We start from the raw sequence: 15,437 nt of genomic DNA, 5'->3' as shown, positions 1-15,437 counted from the left end.
GCTCGTTTGAAACGTCTTAGACGGGCAGAGCGTACCTGTTTCCCGAGCGTTTCCCGCAGTGCGGCGTCCGGGATCGGCCTCGAACGGCGAGCCAGGTCTTGACGCTTCCAGCCGCCCGCCCTTACGTTCGTGCAATCTTCTTGAAACCTTTCAGCAACTCTGCCGCCCGGAGTTGGAGGTGACCATGGCCGCCGGCACGCCCGTGTTGCGGGTCCGCGCCGTGTCGAAGTCGTTCGGCGCGGTCGCCGCCGTCCGCGAGGTCTCCTTCGACCTGTACGGCGGCGAGGCGCACGCCCTGGTCGGCGAGAACGGGGCCGGGAAGTCCACGATCGTGAAGATGCTGGCCGGGGTGCACCGCCCGGACAGCGGCACCATCGAGCTGAACGGCGTTCCGGCCGAGCTGCACACACCGGCCGACGCGAAAGCCGCCGGGATCGCCGTCATCTATCAGGAGCCGACGCTGTTCCCGGACCTGACGGTGGCCGAGAACATCGCGATGGGCCGTCAGCCTCTGGGTCGTTTCAAGACCATCGACCGGGCCGCGATGGTCCGGCAGGCCGCCCAGCTGTTCACCCGGCTCGGCGTGTCCATCGACCCGAACCGGCCGGCCCGCGGCCTGTCGATCGCGGACCAGCAACTCGTCGAGATCGCCAAGGCGCTGTCCGCGGACGCCCGCGTCGTGGTGATGGACGAGCCGACCGCCGCGCTCACCGGCGTCGAGGTCGAGCGACTGTTCGCGGTCGCCCGGTCACTGCGGGACGACGGGGCCGCGCTGATGTTCATCTCGCACCGGTTCGAGGAGATCACCGCGCTGTGCGAGCGGGTCACGATCATGCGCGACGGCCGGCACGTGTCCACCGAGCTGCTGGCCGGCATCACCGTCGACGAGATGGTCCGCAAGATGGTCGGCCGAGACCTCGGCGCGCTGTTCCCCAAGCAGGACGTCACCCCTGGCGCGGTGGCGCTGAGTGTCCGTGACCTCTCGCGGGACCCGGTGTTCAAGGACGTCTCGTTCGACGTCCGCGCCGGCGAGATCGTCGCGCTGGCGGGTCTCATCGGGTCCGGCCGCTCCGAGGTGGTGCAGTCGATCTTCGGCGTGGACCCCCGCGACAGCGGCACGGTCGAGATCGCCGGCAAGGCGCTCCGGCCGTCCTCGCCCAAGCAGGCCATGGCCGCTGGTGTCGCGCTCGTTCCGGAGGACCGCCGCCAGCAAGGTCTCGTGATGGAGCTGTCGATCGAGCGGAACGTGACACTGCCCCGGTCGCGGTCGCTGTCCCGGCTCGGCTTCCTCACCGGCGGCCGGGAACGCCGTTCGGCGAGGGAGTGGACCGAACGGCTGACGACGAAGTACGGACGGCTTTCCGACGAGGTCGGCACGTTGTCCGGCGGTAACCAGCAGAAGGTCGTGCTGGCGAAGTGGCTGGCCACCAAGCCGACTGTGCTGATCGTCGACGAGCCCACCCGCGGCATCGACGTCGGGACCAAGGCCGAGGTGCACCGGCTGATGTCCAGGCTGGCCGCAGAGGGCGTCGCCGTACTGATGGTGTCGTCGGAGCTGCCCGAGGTGCTCGGGATGGCCGACCGCGTGCTGGTGATGCGCGAGGGACGGCTCGTCGCCGAGCTCGACCGGAGCGAGGCCACCGAGGAGTCGGTGATGTTCGCCGCGACCGGACAGGAGGCCAGCTTGTGACGGCCGTCGACCTGCCCGCGCCGAGGCGTTCCTCGCTGGACGTCGTACTGCGGGCGCGTGAGCTCGGGATCGTTCTCGCGCTGGTCCTGCTGGTCGCGGTGACCACGATCTCGAACCCGCGGTTCGTGTCCGGTCAGAGCATCCGCGACATCCTGCTCGGCACGGCGATCCTGGCCGTTCTGGCGGTCGGCCAGGCCGTGGTGGTGATCACGCGCAACATCGACCTCTCGGTCGGGTCGGTGCTCGGCCTGAGCGCGTTCACGGTCGGCACGCTGCTGCAGAACAACAACCTTCCGGTGCTGCCCGTCCTGCTGGCCGGTGCGGGCGTCGGCGTGGTGTGCGGCGCGGTCAACGGCGTTCTCGTCCGCTACGGCAACGTGCCCGCCTTGGTGGTGACGCTGGGGACCTTGTACGTCTTCCGCGGAATCACCTACTTCTGGGCCGGCGGCAGCCAGATCAACGCGGACGAACTGCCGGCGGCGTTCCTGGACTTCGGCACCGCGACCCTGGTCGGCGTCCCGTACCTGGTGCTGCTGGCCGTTCTGGTCCTCGTGGTCACCGGAGTCGTCCTGCGCAACTACCGGATGGGCCGTGAGTTGTACGCGATGGGCTCGAGCCCGCAGGCGGCGCGACTCGCCGGCATCGCGGTCGGGCGCCGTACGGTCGGTGCCTTCGTCGTGAGCGGCGCGCTCGCCGGGCTGGCGGGCGTGCTGTTCGCCGCGCGGTTCGGCACGATCGACGCTGCGGCGGGCACCGGTTACGAGCTGAACGTGGTGGCCGCGGTGGTCGTCGGCGGGGTCGCGGTCTTCGGTGGCAGCGGGACCGTCTGGGGCGCCGCGCTCGGAGCGTTGCTGCTGACCACGATCGGGAGTGCGCTCGCCGTGCTGGAGATCAACCAGTTCTGGCAGCAGGCGATCGTCGGCGGGCTGATCCTGCTCGCCATCGGCGCCGACCGGCTGGTCGCCGTCCGGGTCGCGGCCGGCCTGAAGAAGCGAGGCTCCCATGTCAGCTGAGCTCACGGTCACCCGCACCGCCCGGCTGGCCAACTGGAACGTCGCGATCATCGCGATCACGGTGCTCGTGCTGATCGTGGCCGCGGCCACCGTCGACAGTTTCGGTACGTCGCGGAACTTCGGTTTCCTGGTCCTCGACCTGCTGCCGATCGCCCTGGTCGCGCTGCCGATGACGCTGGTGATCGTGACCGGCGAGATCGACCTCTCGGTGGCGAGCTCGCTCGGCCTGTCCAGCGCGGTGATGGGCTACCTGTGGAACGCGAACCAGCCGATCGAGACGATCATCCCGCTCTGTCTGCTGCTCGGGGCCGTGCTCGGAGCGGTCAACGGCTTCTTCGTCACCTTCCTCGGCCTGCCGTCGCTCGCGGTCACCATCGGCACGCTCGCGCTCTACCGCGGGCTCGCGTTCGTCGTCCTCGGCGACAGCGCGGTCGCCGACTTCCCGGCGCTCTACACCGACTGGGTCACCGGCACCATCGGTGGTACGCCGATCCCGAACGTGCTGATCGTCATCGTCGTCCTGGCCGTCGTGTTCGGCGTGGTCCTGCACGCGACGCCGGTCGGCCGGGCGGTGTTCGCGGTCGGCGCGAGTGAGCAGGCCGCCCGATTCGCCGGCCTCCGGCCGGGCCGGCTCAAGTTCTGGCTGTACGTCGCCAGCGGGCTCGTCGCGGGTCTCGCCGGCGTGCTGTGGACGCTGCGGTACTCCAGCGCCCGGGCCGACAACGGCGCCGGACTCGAGCTGGCCGTGGTCGCCGCGGTCCTGCTCGGCGGCGTCTCGATCTTCGGCGGCAGGGGCGCACTGCCCGGTGTCATCGCCGGTGTCGTGCTGCTCGGTGCGCTGCAGAACGCATTGCGCCTGTCCGACGTGTCGAACGAGGCGCTCAACGTCGTCACCGGCGTACTCCTGATCGTCTCCGTCCTCGCTCCCAACCTTGCCCGCTCCGTGCTGCAACGGCGCCGCACCTGAAAGGTCGAATCATGTCTTCTCGCAAACCCCAGCTGGTGGCGGCGCTGGCCGTCGCCGCCCTCGCCCTGACCGCGTGCGGCGGCGGTACGACGAAGTCCGACACCGCGGCCGGGAACACCCCCGAGACGGTGTCCGCCGGGACCAAGGCCGATCCGAACGCCCCGCTCAAGGAGGGCCTGAAGATCGCCTACCTGCCGAAGCAGCTGAACAACCCGTACACCGACGTGGAGGTCGGCGGTGGCAAGGTCGCGGTCGAGGAGATCAAGGGCGAGTACAAACTGGTCGGCCCGAACGACGCCAGCGCGTCCTCGCAGGTCAGCTACATCAACACGCTGATCCAGCAGCAGCAGGACGTGATCGTGGTCGCGGCGAACGACCCGAACGCGGTCTGCCCGTCGCTGAACCAGGCCCGCAAGGCCGGGATCAAGGTGGTCACCTTCGACTCCGACGCCGCCAAGACCTGCCGGGACGCGTTCATCAACCAGGCCAGCACCCAGGGCATCGGCGAGAGTTTGGTGAAGATGGCCAGCGAGCTGGCCGGCGGGGCCGGGGAGATCGCGATCCTGTCCGCGACGCCGAACGCGACCAACCAGAACTCCTGGATCAAGGTCATGCAGACCGAGCTGGCCAAGCCGGAGAACAGCAAGCTCAAACTGGTGAAGATCGCCTACGGCAACGACGACGACCAGAAGTCGTTCACCGAGGCGCAGGGCCTGCTGCAGTCGTACCCGAACCTCAAGGTGATCGTCTCGCCGACCACCGTCGGGATCGCCGCCGCCTCACGGTACGTCAGCGCGTCCAGCTACAAGGGCAAGGTCGCGATCACCGGTCTCGGCCTGCCGAACCAGATGCGCCAGTACGTCAAGGACGGCACGGTGAAGAAGTTCGCCCTGTGGAACCCGGCCGACATCGGTTACCTGGCGGCGTACGCCGGGGCCGCGATGAGCTCGGGCCAGATCACCGGCGCGGAGGGCGAGAAGTTCAAGGCCGGGAAGCTCGGCGAGTACACCATCGGCGCCGACGGCGAGATCGTGCTCGGCCCGCCGACCGAGTTCACCGCGGCCAACATCGACCAGTTCGACTTCTGAGGGCCGCCCAGTGAATCGCTACTGCTTCTGTCTCCAGGTGAAACCCGACCGCTTGGAGGAGTACGTCGAGCGGCACCGGCACGTCTGGCCGGAGATGCTGGCCGCGTTGCGCGAGACCGGCTGGCACAACTACTCGCTCTTCCTCCGCGACGACGGCCTGCTGATCGGGTACGTCGAGGCCGAGGACCTGGAGGCGGCGCAGAAGGCGATGGCGGCCACCGAGGTGAACGCGCGCTGGCAGGCCGAGATGACCGAATTCTTCACCCGCCAAGAAGACGGCACAGAAGACGGGCGGCCACCGGACGAGTCGTTCCTGCTGCTGCCCGAGATCTTCCATCTACCAGAGGACTGAGAACCATGACGACCGACGCTGTGAAGACCGCCCTGAGCCGCCAGGAGATCGAGCTGCCCTCGTGGGCGTTCGGCAACTCGGGGACGCGGTTCAAGGTGTTCAGCCAGCCGGGTGTGCCGCGCTCGCCGGAGGAGAAGATCGCCGACGCCGCCGAGGTGCACAAGTACACCGGCGTCGCGCCGAGCGTCGCGCTGCACATCCCCTGGGACAAGGTGGACGACTACGCGGCGCTGGCGGCGTACGCGAAGGAGCAGGGCGTCCGGCTCGGGGCGATCAACAGCAACGTCTTCCAGGACGACGACTACAAGCTGGGCAGCGTCACCAACCCCGACCCGAAGGTCCGGCGGAAGGCGACCGACCACCTGCTGGAGTGCGTCGACATCATGGACACGACCGGGTCCCGGGACCTCAAGCTGTGGTTCTCCGACGGCACCAACTACCCCGGCCAGGACGACATCCAGGACCGCCAGGACCGGCTGGCCGCCGCGCTGAGGGAGGTGTACGACCGGCTCGGGGACGACCAGCGGATGCTGCTGGAGTACAAGCTCTTCGAGCCTGCCTTCTACACCACCGACGTGCCGGACTGGGGTACGTCGTACGCGCACTGCCTGGAACTGGGGCCGAAGGCAACGGTCTGCATCGACACCGGGCACCACGCGCCGGGGACGAACATCGAGTTCATCGTCGCCTTCCTGCTGCGGGCGAAGAAGCTGGGTGCGTTCGACTTCAACAGCCGGTTCTACGCCGACGACGACCTGATGGTCGGTGCCGCCGACCCGTTCCAGCTGTTCCGGATCATGAACGAGATCGTCCGCGGCGACGCGCTCGACCCGGATCGCGGGATCGCCTTCATGCTCGACCAGTGCCACAACATCGAGGTGAAGATCCCGGCCATCATCCGGTCGGTGATGAACGTCCAGGAGGCCACCGCGAAGGCGCTGCTGGTCGACCGGGACGCGCTCCGCGCGGCCCAGGCGTCGGGGGACGTGCTGGGCGCGAACGCCGCGCTGATGGACGCGTACAACACCGACGTCCGCCCGTTGCTCGCCGAGCTGCGCGAGTCCCAGGGCCTGGACCCCGACCCGGTGGCCGCCTACCGGCGCAGCGGGTACTACGAGCAGATCGTCAAGGACCGAGCCGACGGCCGGCAGGCCGGATGGGGAGCATGACCGTGAGCAGCACACCGGCCGAACTCGTTGCGCGTAGCAACAGACTGGGTGCCGACCCGCGCAACACCAACTACGCCGGCGGGAACACCTCGGCGAAGGGCACGACGACCGACCCGGTGACCCAGCAGCCGGTCGACCTGGTCTGGGTGAAGGGCTCCGGCGGCGACCTCGGCACGCTGACGGAGTCGGGTCTCGCCGTACTGCGGCTGGACCGGCTGAACTCGCTGGTCGACGTGTACCCAGGCGTCGACCGCGAGGACGAGATGGTCGCCGCGTTCGACTACTGCCTGTACGGCAAGGGCGGTGCGGCGCCGTCGATCGACACCGCGATGCACGGGCTGGTCGACGCCCCTCATGTCGACCATCTGCACCCGGACTCCGGGATCGCGCTGGCGACCGCGGCCGACGGCGAGAAGCTCACGGCCGAGTGTTTCGGCGACCGGGTGGTCTGGGTGCCGTGGCGGCGACCCGGGTTCCAGCTCGGGCTGGACATCGCGCAGGTGCAACGGGAGAACCCACAGGCGATCGGCTGCATCCTCGGGGGGCACGGCATCACCGCGTGGGGCAGCACCTCGGAGGAGTGCGAGGCGAACTCCCTCGACATCATCCGGACGGCGGAACGCTTCCTGACCGAACGCGGCAAGCCGGAACCCTTCGGCCCGGTTGTTCCAGGCTTCGAACCGCTCGACCAGGCCGCACGTCACCACCGCGCCGCCGCTCTGGCTCCGGTCATCCGCGGCCTCGCATCGACCGACAAGCCTCAGGTCGGTCACTTCAACGACTCCGACGTCGTGCTCGAGTTCACCGCCCGCGAGAAGCTGGCCGAGCTGGCGGCTCTCGGTACCTCGTGTCCCGATCACTTCCTGCGGACGAAAGTGCGTCCGTTGGTCCTCGACCTTCCGCCGACGGCCCCGCTCGACGAGGCCGTGACCCGGCTGCGGGAGCTGCATCTGCGGTACCGCGAGGACTACGCGGCGTACTACGACCGGCACGCGCAGCCGGACAGCCCGCCGATGCGTGGCGCGGACCCGGCGATCGTGCTCGTTCCCGGGGTCGGCATGTTCAGCTTCGGCAAGGACAAGCAGACCGCGCGAGTGGCCGGCGAGTTCTACGTGAACGCGATCAACGTGATGCGTGGCGCCGAGGCGGTGTCGACGTACGCGCCGATCGACGAGAGCGAGAAGTTCCGGATCGAGTACTGGGCGCTGGAGGAGGCGAAGCTGCAGCGGATGCCCAAGCCGAAGCCGCTCGCCACCCGGGTCGCCTTCGTCACCGGTGGCGGCTCGGGGATCGGCAAGGCGATCGCGCAGCGGCTGGCCGCCGAGGGCGCATGCGTCGTGGTGGCCGATCTCGATCTGGCCGCCGCCGAGGCCGTCGCCAAGGAGATCGGCTCGTCCGACGTCGCCGTGGCAGTGGGTGCCGACGTGTCCGACGCGGCCGCGGTCGAGGCGGCGTTGCGCGAGGCGGTTCTCGCGTTCGGTGGTGTCGATCTGATTGTCAACAATGCCGGCCTGTCGATCTCCAAGTCGTTGCTGGAGACCACGGACAAGGACTGGGACCTGCAGCACAACGTGATGGCGAAGGGCTCGTTCCTGGTCTCGCGGGCGGCCGCGAAGGTACTGATCGACCAGGCCATCGGCGGCGACATCGTCTACATCTCCAGCAAGAACTCCGTCTTCGCCGGGCCCAACAACGTCGCGTACGGCTCGGCCAAGGCCGACCAGGCCCACCAGGTCCGGCTGCTGGCCGCGGAGCTCGGCGAGCACGGCATCCGCGTCAACGGGGTGAACCCGGACGGCGTCGTCCGCGGGTCCGGCATCTTCGCCGGCGGCTGGGGTGCGCAGCGTGCCGCGGTGTACGGCGTACCGGAGTCCGAGCTGGGGGCGTACTACGCACAGCGCACGCTGCTGAAGAAGGAGGTGCTGCCGGAGCATGTCGCGGCGGCCGTCTTCGCCCTGACCGGCGGGGAGCTCACGCACACGACCGGTCTGCACGTTCCCGTCGATGCCGGCGTCGCCGCCGCGTTCCTGCGTTAGGAGGGGTTGACGATGTGGAGCACCGACCCGAGCCGTTCCGTCGACGGGAACGGCCTGCTGCCCTGGGCCGAGTCGCGGAAGACCCGGATCGGCCTGGTCGCCGGCGGTCTCGGGGCGTACTGGCCGCAGTTCCCCGATCTGCTGCCGCAGCTGCAGGCCTCTGCGCGGAGGGTGTCCGACCGGTTCTCGGCCCTGGACTGCGAGGTGATCGACGTCGGCTTCATCTCCGACGCGCAGGAGGGTGCCGCGGCGGCCGAGAAGCTGCGGCTCGCGGACTGCGACCTGATCGTCGGCTTCCTGACGACCTACATGACCGCGTCGATGCTGGTGCCGGTCGCCCAGCGCAGCGGTGCGCCGGTGCTGCTGCTCAACCTGCAGCCGACCGGGTCGATGGACCACGCGACCTTCGACACCGGCGCCTGGCTCGCGTACTGCGGCGCCTGCCCGCTGCCCGAGATGGCCAACGCCTTCGAGCGCTGCGGGATCGACTTCCGCTCCGTCTCCGGCCACCTCGAGGACGAACGCGCGTGGGCCCGGATCGACCGGTGGATCCGGGCGGCCGGCGTCCGGGCGGCGTTCCGGCACGGGCGGCACGGGCTGCTCGGGCACCTCTACCCCGGGATGATGGACGTCATCACCGACCCGACGCTGGTGTCCGCCCAGCTCGGCGGGCACGTGGAGATCCTCGAGATCGACGATCTGCGGGTCCGGGTGGAGAAGGTCACCGAGGCGGAGACCGAGCAGCGGATGAAGGTCGCCCGGGAGATCTTCACCCTGGACGACTCCGTGGTCGAGGACGACTTCCGCTGGGGCGCCACCGTCTCGGTGGCGCTGGACCGCCTGGTCGAGGACTTCGCCCTGGACACGCTCGCGTACTACCACCGCGGGCTGGACGGCGAGACGCACGAGCGGGTCGCGGCCGGCATGATCCTCGGCGCCTCGTTGCTCACGGCACGGGGTGTCCCGGCGGCCGGCGAGTACGAACTGCGGACGTCGCTGGCGATGCTGGTGATGGACAAGCTCGGCGCGGGCGGGTCGTTCACCGAGCTCCAGGCCCTGAACTTCCATGACAACGTGGTCGAGATGGGCCACGACGGGCCGGCGCACCTCGCGATCAGCTCGGACAAGCCGCTGCTGCGCGGGCTCGGGGTCTACCACGGCAAGCGCGGCTGGGGTGTGTCCGTCGAGTTCGACGTGAAGCACGGACCGGTGACCGCGTGCGGCCTCGGGCAGCGGCGGGACGGTTCGTTCAACCTGATCGCGTCCGAGGGCACCGTCGTACCCGGGCCGTTGCTGCAGATCGGGAACACCACGTCCCGGGTCGACTTCGGGTGTGACCCGGGTGAGTGGACCGACGCGTGGTCCGGGTCCGGCGTCGCGCACCACTGGGCGCTCGGCACCGGTCACCGCGCCAAGGACCTGGAGGCGGTCGCGGACCTCCTCCACCTCGACCTGACTGTCGTGAATCCATGAGACGTGTCGCGGCGGTGGATCTGGGCGCGTCCAGCGGGCGGGTGATGCTGGGCGAGGTCGGCGACGGGGTGTTGAACCTGTCCGAGCTCCACCGCTTCTGGAACGGTCCGGTCCAGCTCCGGGACACCCTTCACTGGGACATCCTGCACCTCTACCGTTCCCTGCTCGAAGGCTTGCGGTCGGCCGGCACGGTCCACGCCCTCGGCATCGACTCCTGGGCCGTCGACTACGGCCTCCTCGACGGTTCCGGCCGACTGCTCGGCAACCCGGTCCACTACCGCGACACCCGCACGGACGGTGTGATGGAGAAGCTGCTGGAACGGGTGCCGGCCGCCGAGCTGTACGCCATCACCGGTCTCCAGCAGTTGCCGTTCAACACCATCTATCAGTTGGCTGCCGAGCATCTGCTCGACCAGGCGCGGACATTGCTGATGATCCCGGATCTGCTGGGTTACTGGCTGACCGGGGAGATCGGTGCCGAGCGGACGAACGCCTCGACCACGCAGTTGTACGACGTGCGCGCGGGCGACTGGAGCCCGGTGCTCGCCGAGCGGGTCGGCGTACGCCTCGAACTGCTGCCGCGACTGCGGGAGCCGGGTGACGTCGTGGGGACCCTGCTGCCCGCCGTGGCCGAGGAGACCGGTCTGCCCACGGCGACCCCGGTGATCGCGGTGGGTTCGCATGACACCGCCTCGTCGGTGGTCGCCGTACCGGCTGCCGACGAACGCTTCGCCTACATCTCGTCCGGCACCTGGTCGTTGGTCGGGTTGGAACTGGATGCGCCCGTGCTGAGCGCCGAGGCGCGGGAGGCGAACTTCACCAACGAAGGCGGGGTCGACGGCCGGATCCGGTTCCTGCGGAACGTGATGGGCCTGTGGATCCTGCAGGAGTGCCAGCGGGCGTGGGCTGCCGACGATCTGCCCCGGCTGCTGCGGGACGCCGCCGACGCACCGCCGTTCGCCGTACTGATCGATCCCGACGCTCCCGAGTTCCTTGCCCCTGGCAACATGCCGCGCCGGATCGACGAGCACTGCCGCGCGACCGGGCAGGAGCCGCCGCGGTCGCGAGGCGCCACGGTCCGCTGTGTCCTGGAGAGTCTCGCGCTGGCCTACCGCCGGACGTTGCGGCTGGCGCAGACGATCGCGGACCGGCCGGTCGACGTACTGCACGTCATCGGCGGCGGGTCGCAGAACGAGCTCCTTTGTCAGTTGACCGCCGACGCCTGTGGACTGCCCGTGCTGGCCGGGCCGGTCGAGGCGTCCGCGCTGGGCAACGTTCTCGTCCAGGCGCGTGCGCTGGGCGAACCACTGCCGGACCTGGACGCCATGCGCGCCCTGGTTCGTACCACCCATCAACTGCGGCGCTACGAGCCGCAGGGAAAACCGGCCGACTGGGACGCCGCCGAGTCCCGGATGTTCGGAATCAGGTGATCCGTATGACCGTCCTCCCCCACGAACTTCGTCCGATCACTCGCCGGGTGCCACCGCGCGAGATCAGTCACGACGACCTGCAGCTGCTCCGGCTGCTCGCCACCGGCCTGCCGGTGGACTCCGTGGCCCGCCGGCTCGACCTGTCCGAGCGGACCGTCCGCCGCCGTACCCGGATGGTGTGCGACCGCCTCGGCTTCGGCACCGCCATCGAAGCCATCGTCTGGGCCGCCCGCCGCGGCCTCGTCTGACTCCTCTGTCGCCTGGTGCTCCCGCCCCTTCCTCGCGGAAGGGGCGGGACATCGTTGTCAGCGAAGTTGCCTCAAGCAATCGTCGGGGCGGGTGACCGGCGCGGGACGAGCGAACGTTAGCGGCACGTGCGACGGGGTACCGGGGGATCCGAACATCGAGCCGAGGAGGAACGATGGACGGAATGACCGTCCTGTGGATCGTCGTCGCGCTGGCGGCCCTCGTCATCCTGGTGGCACTGATCGCCGGGGCGTCGCGGAAGTCGTCCCAGCGCCGGGCCGAACGGGACCGGCAGGAGGCGTACGAGCAGGAGCAGCAGGCCAGGACATCGGCCGCGCACGCCGAGAAGCAGCAGGCCGCGGCCGATGAGGTCGAGGCCAGGGCACGCAAGGCACAGGCCGTCGCGGACGAGAAGGCTGCCGAGGCACGCCGGCTCGCGGCCGGTGCGGCCGAGCGGGAGCAGGCCGCGACGGAGGCCCGGACCGAGGCCGGCGAGCACCGGACCCGCGCGCAGGAGTTGCACCCGGACCAGCCGAGCCCGCAGGCCGCCACCTGGGGCAAGGACCGCGACGGCACAGACCGCGATGCCATGGACCGTACGGCGAACCGCGACGGTGACACCTGGATCCGTGACGACACGGCGGACGGGGATCGTGCCGGGACGGCGCGGGACGGTGCCGACGAGCGGGATCGTGACCGGGGCAACTGGGACCGGTCAGGTACGTGGGGCCGGGACGGTCAGCCGGGTGACGACCACTGGGCCGGCGGGTTGCACCCCGACGACCCGCGTCGCCAGCAGTGGCCGGAGACGCCCAAGTCAGGGCAGCCGGAGGAACACCCGAAGCACACGAGGCACTGAGCCTCCAGGAACAACCGCAGAAACTGATCCCGCCGGGAGCGCAACGGGGCTGGTCACGGCACCTGTCCGGAAGCAGGTGCCTCAAGCTCCTCCGGCGGGATCAGTGCGTTCAGGGAAGACCGTCGCGTTCAGATCAGGTACCGGAACTCCGGGGAGTTCGGGTTGATCCGCTCGATCTCCAGCGGTGCGGTGTCCATCCGGGTGAGCAACCCGTCGAGGTCGTCGGACCGGCTGATCTCGATGCCGACCAGCGCTACCCCGGTCTCGCGGTTGTTCCGCTTCACGTACTCGAACAGCGTGATGTCGTCGTCCGGCCCGAGCGCCTCGTCCAGGAACGTCCGCAGCGCACCGGGTTCCTGCGGGAACGTCACCAGGAAGTAGTGCTTCAACCCCTCGTGCACCAGCGAACGCTCGAGGATCTCGCCGTACCGGCTGACGTCGTTGTTCCCGCCGGACAGCAGGCAGACCACCGTCTCGCCCGGGCGAACGTCGAGACCGTTGCCCAAGGCACTGGTCGACAGCGCACCGGCCGGCTCGGCGATCAGGCCGTCGGTCTGGTACAGCTCGAGCATCTCGCTGCACACCAGGCCTTCCGGCACCGACATCAGCTCGACCCCGGCCTTCGCGACCAATGGCAACGTCACGTCGCCGACCCGCCGGACCGCGGCGCCGTCCACGAAGCTGTCCAGGTGTGGCAGCGTCACCGGCTCGCCGGCTTCCACCGCGGCCGCCATGCTCGCCGCTCCGGCCGGCTCCACCCCGACGATCCGCACACCGGGGTACCGCTCGGTCAGCCAGGTCGCGACCCCTGCGACGAGCCCGCCGCCACCGACCGGAACCACGAGTACGTCGGGCGCGCGGTCGAGCTGGTCGACCAGCTCAACCGCCACCGTCCCTTGTCCGGCGACGGTTCTCGGGTCGTCGAACGCGGGTACCATGCTGGCCCCGGTCGCCTCGCCCTCGGCCAGCGCCGCGGCGGCCGCGTCGTCGTACGTGTCGCCGGTGACGATCACCTGGATCTGCTTGCCGCCGAGGGCCGCGATCCGGTCGCGCTTCTGTCGCGGCGTCGTCCGCGGGACGAAGACCTTGCCGTGCACGCCGAGGATGTGACACGAGTACGCGAGGCCCTGGCCGTGGTTGCCGGCGCTGGCACAGACCACGCCCGCGGATTTGTGGTCGTCGCCGAGTTGGGCGATCAGGTTGTAGGCGCCGCGAAGCTTGTAGGAGCGACCGATCTGCAGGTCCTCCCGCTTCAGCCAGACCTGGGCGCCGGTGCGCTCGGACAGCCGGAGATTGCGCTGCAACGGTGTACGCACAGCGACACCGTCGAGCCGCTTGACGGCCTCGTCGACAGCTGCCGCGTCAACGGCTCGCCGGTCCGTGCCGGGAGTCGATCGAGCGACTGAACTACTGCCCTGCATGAGCTTCCTTCCCGTGCATTTGCACGATCTTCGCCGATTCGCTCGCTGCACAAGACAATTCGCGTCCACACTACGGACGGGCGGCTACCTTTGCGCAACAGACCCTTGATCCATGCGTGAAACGGCCCTTCACTGGGCAGTCTAGTTTTCATACGCTCACTCGGTGTAACGGCCAGGGTGCTGGACGGGATCAGCCGAGTAAAGCCGGTCACAGTGGACTGGAGGGCACGAATGGAACTGATTCCGTTCAGTCTGTGGGGAGACGCCCTGTGGTGTGGTCAGGAGGTCGTGCGGGAAGCCCCGCACGAGCAGGCGATCCGAAGCCTGTTCCCGGACCCCATCCCAGCGCGAGGAGCAGACCTGGACACCGACGCGGACCTGGTCCCGGAACCGCACAACCGCTTCGATCCCCGATCCATCGCCGTACGCGTGCAGGGGAAGGTTGTCGGCTACCTGCCGAGGGACGATGCGCACCGGTACCACCCGGTGTTGTCAGAACTGGTGGCGCACGGCCTGCAACCGCAGGTGCCGTGCCACTTGTGGGTGAGCGAGTGGGAGCCGGCCGACTGGGACGGCAAGGGCGACCAGGGGACGGAGTTTCACGCGAGTGTCGCGGTCGCCCTCGGGCAGCCGCACATGCTCGTCCCGGTGAACTTGCCGCCACCCGGCAGCTATCACCTGTTGCCCCCCGGCAGCGGCATCGTCGTCCCCGGCAGCGAGGTGCATCCCGACGTACTGGCGCCGTTCTTCCGGGCCGAGGGCGAGTGCTGGGCCTACGCCACCATGCATGCGGTCGAGGAGGAGGACGGCATCCAGGACCGGCACCGGATCGTGGTCGAGGTCCGGCTCGACGACGAACCGGTCGGACGGCTGAGCCCGCGGCTCAGCGCCGAATTCCTGCCGGCCATCCACTACCTGTCCGACATGCGCGCCGAGACCGCCGCCCGCGTCGCCGTCCGCGGCGACCGCAGTGCATCGGAGGTGATCCTCTACGCGGCGCGGAGTCACGACCTGCCGGCCACCTGGCCGGACGGCCTGACCCGTTCCCCAGTCGCATCTCCGCAATGGCACTACTGGGCAACGAAAGAAGCCAACTAGGCGGCTGCGCAGTACTCACCACGCCCGGCAATGGCGGGTACTGCGGAGCTACTTGAACCCACTCCTCTGCTCAGGGCGAAGGCAGTCGGGGTGGTCTCGCTGAACCGGAGCAGTCGCTCGCGCACGGTCGAGCGCGGGCGACTGCATTCTTCGAATCGACTTGCCGGTGTGCGCGCAGGTCGGCTTCACCGGATGGACGACGTCGAACTAACCGGCCGTTCACCGGCGTGGAGATCGGTTGGCGACTCGCCCGGTCGTCCTGGGAACACGGCTACGCCACTGAAGCCGCCCGGGCCGCCATGACCTTCGGCTTCGAGACCTGCGACCTGGCCGAGATCCTCGCGATCACTGCGGCCGCCAATCACCGATCGCACGCAGTCATGCGCCGGCTGGGCGTGACCCACGACCCAACCGGCGCCTTCGACGACACCACCGCCCCGGAAGGCCCGATCCGCCACGTCGTCTACCGGATCACCCGCTGACCAGACGTCGTCGTACCGGACCTCCGCTTCTCGGGCGAGGAGGGCGGTCAGTCGGCGCGGCAGGAGATCACGAGGAAGAAGGGGTAGCGGGCTGACGGGGCTTTGGGGGAGGT

Annotated in this window: 13 protein-coding genes and 1 pseudogene; 13 read left to right on the top strand and 1 reads right to left on the bottom strand. The window is 69.4% G+C overall.

Annotated elements, in window-relative coordinates:
* The first annotated feature begins 184 nt into the window (after nt 1-184).
* The 11 genes from E1218_RS17090 to E1218_RS17040 all read left to right on the top strand — a co-directional run bounded on the left by E1218_RS17090 (nt 185) and on the right by E1218_RS17040 (nt 12,323).
* A complete protein-coding gene (locus E1218_RS17090; protein ID WP_132321242.1) occupies nt 185-1,690 on the top strand; it encodes a sugar ABC transporter ATP-binding protein in 1,506 nt (501 codons plus the stop codon).
* A complete protein-coding gene (locus E1218_RS17085) occupies nt 1,687-2,703 on the top strand; it encodes an ABC transporter permease (protein WP_132321240.1) in 1,017 nt (338 codons plus the stop codon). The genes E1218_RS17090 and E1218_RS17085 overlap by 4 nt, the downstream gene beginning before the upstream one ends.
* Complete coding sequence (locus tag E1218_RS17080; protein WP_132321238.1) at nt 2,693-3,670, top strand: ABC transporter permease; 978 nt, start codon at nt 2,693-2,695, stop codon at nt 3,668-3,670. Before E1218_RS17085 ends, E1218_RS17080 begins: the two co-directional genes overlap by 11 nt.
* Nucleotides 3,671-3,681: 11 nt before the next feature.
* Entirely contained in the window at nt 3,682-4,758 is a 1,077-nt protein-coding gene (rhaS, locus tag E1218_RS17075; RefSeq protein ID WP_132321236.1) for a rhamnose ABC transporter substrate-binding protein, read from the top strand.
* Nucleotides 4,759-4,768: 10 nt separating this feature from the next.
* A complete protein-coding gene (locus E1218_RS17070) occupies nt 4,769-5,110 on the top strand; it encodes an L-rhamnose mutarotase (protein ID WP_132321234.1) in 342 nt (113 codons plus the stop codon).
* A 5-nt stretch (nt 5,111-5,115) separates the two neighbouring features.
* Nucleotides 5,116-6,279, top strand: coding sequence for an L-rhamnose isomerase (gene rhaI, locus E1218_RS17065; RefSeq protein ID WP_132321232.1), 1,164 nt, complete (start codon nt 5,116-5,118; stop codon nt 6,277-6,279).
* Nucleotides 6,276-8,315 (top strand): bifunctional aldolase/short-chain dehydrogenase, encoded by a 2,040-nt coding sequence (locus E1218_RS17060; protein WP_132321230.1) that lies wholly within the window; start codon nt 6,276-6,278, stop codon nt 8,313-8,315. The genes rhaI and E1218_RS17060 overlap by 4 nt, the downstream gene beginning before the upstream one ends.
* A gap of 12 nt (nt 8,316-8,327) precedes the next feature.
* Nucleotides 8,328-9,788, top strand: a complete 1,461-nt coding sequence (locus tag E1218_RS17055) for an L-fucose/L-arabinose isomerase family protein (protein ID WP_202866058.1) — start codon at nt 8,328-8,330, stop codon at nt 9,786-9,788.
* Complete coding sequence (locus tag E1218_RS17050) at nt 9,785-11,218, top strand: rhamnulokinase (protein WP_132321228.1); 1,434 nt, start codon at nt 9,785-9,787, stop codon at nt 11,216-11,218. The genes E1218_RS17055 and E1218_RS17050 overlap by 4 nt, the downstream gene beginning before the upstream one ends.
* 5 nt (nt 11,219-11,223) lie before the next feature.
* Nucleotides 11,224-11,466, top strand: a complete 243-nt coding sequence (locus E1218_RS17045; protein WP_132321226.1) for a LuxR C-terminal-related transcriptional regulator — start codon at nt 11,224-11,226, stop codon at nt 11,464-11,466.
* A 173-nt stretch (nt 11,467-11,639) separates the two neighbouring features.
* Nucleotides 11,640-12,323, top strand: a complete 684-nt coding sequence (locus E1218_RS17040) for a hypothetical protein (protein ID WP_132321224.1) — start codon at nt 11,640-11,642, stop codon at nt 12,321-12,323.
* A 128-nt stretch (nt 12,324-12,451) separates the two neighbouring features.
* Here the strand turns inward: E1218_RS17040 and ilvA are convergent, their stop codons facing one another.
* On the bottom strand, nt 12,452-13,744 hold the full coding sequence (ilvA, locus tag E1218_RS17035) for a threonine ammonia-lyase IlvA (RefSeq protein ID WP_132321222.1): 1,293 nt from the start codon (nt 13,742-13,744) through the stop codon (nt 12,452-12,454).
* Between the two features lie 231 nt (nt 13,745-13,975).
* On the opposite strand from ilvA, the gene E1218_RS17030 reads away from it, so the two are divergent.
* Nucleotides 13,976-14,842, top strand: a complete 867-nt coding sequence (locus E1218_RS17030) for an HIRAN domain-containing protein (RefSeq protein ID WP_132321220.1) — start codon at nt 13,976-13,978, stop codon at nt 14,840-14,842.
* Nucleotides 14,843-15,060: 218 nt separating this feature from the next.
* Nucleotides 15,061-15,324 (top strand): annotated as a pseudogene (locus E1218_RS17025) (GNAT family N-acetyltransferase); the annotation flags it as partial.
* Nucleotides 15,325-15,437 lie beyond the last annotated feature (113 nt).

The sequence above is a fragment of the Kribbella turkmenica genome (assembly GCF_004348725.1).
Lineage (GTDB): Bacteria > Actinomycetota > Actinomycetes > Propionibacteriales > Kribbellaceae > Kribbella > Kribbella turkmenica.
Note: the sequence above shows the minus strand (reverse complement) of the source record. Positions and strands in the feature narration are given on the sequence as shown.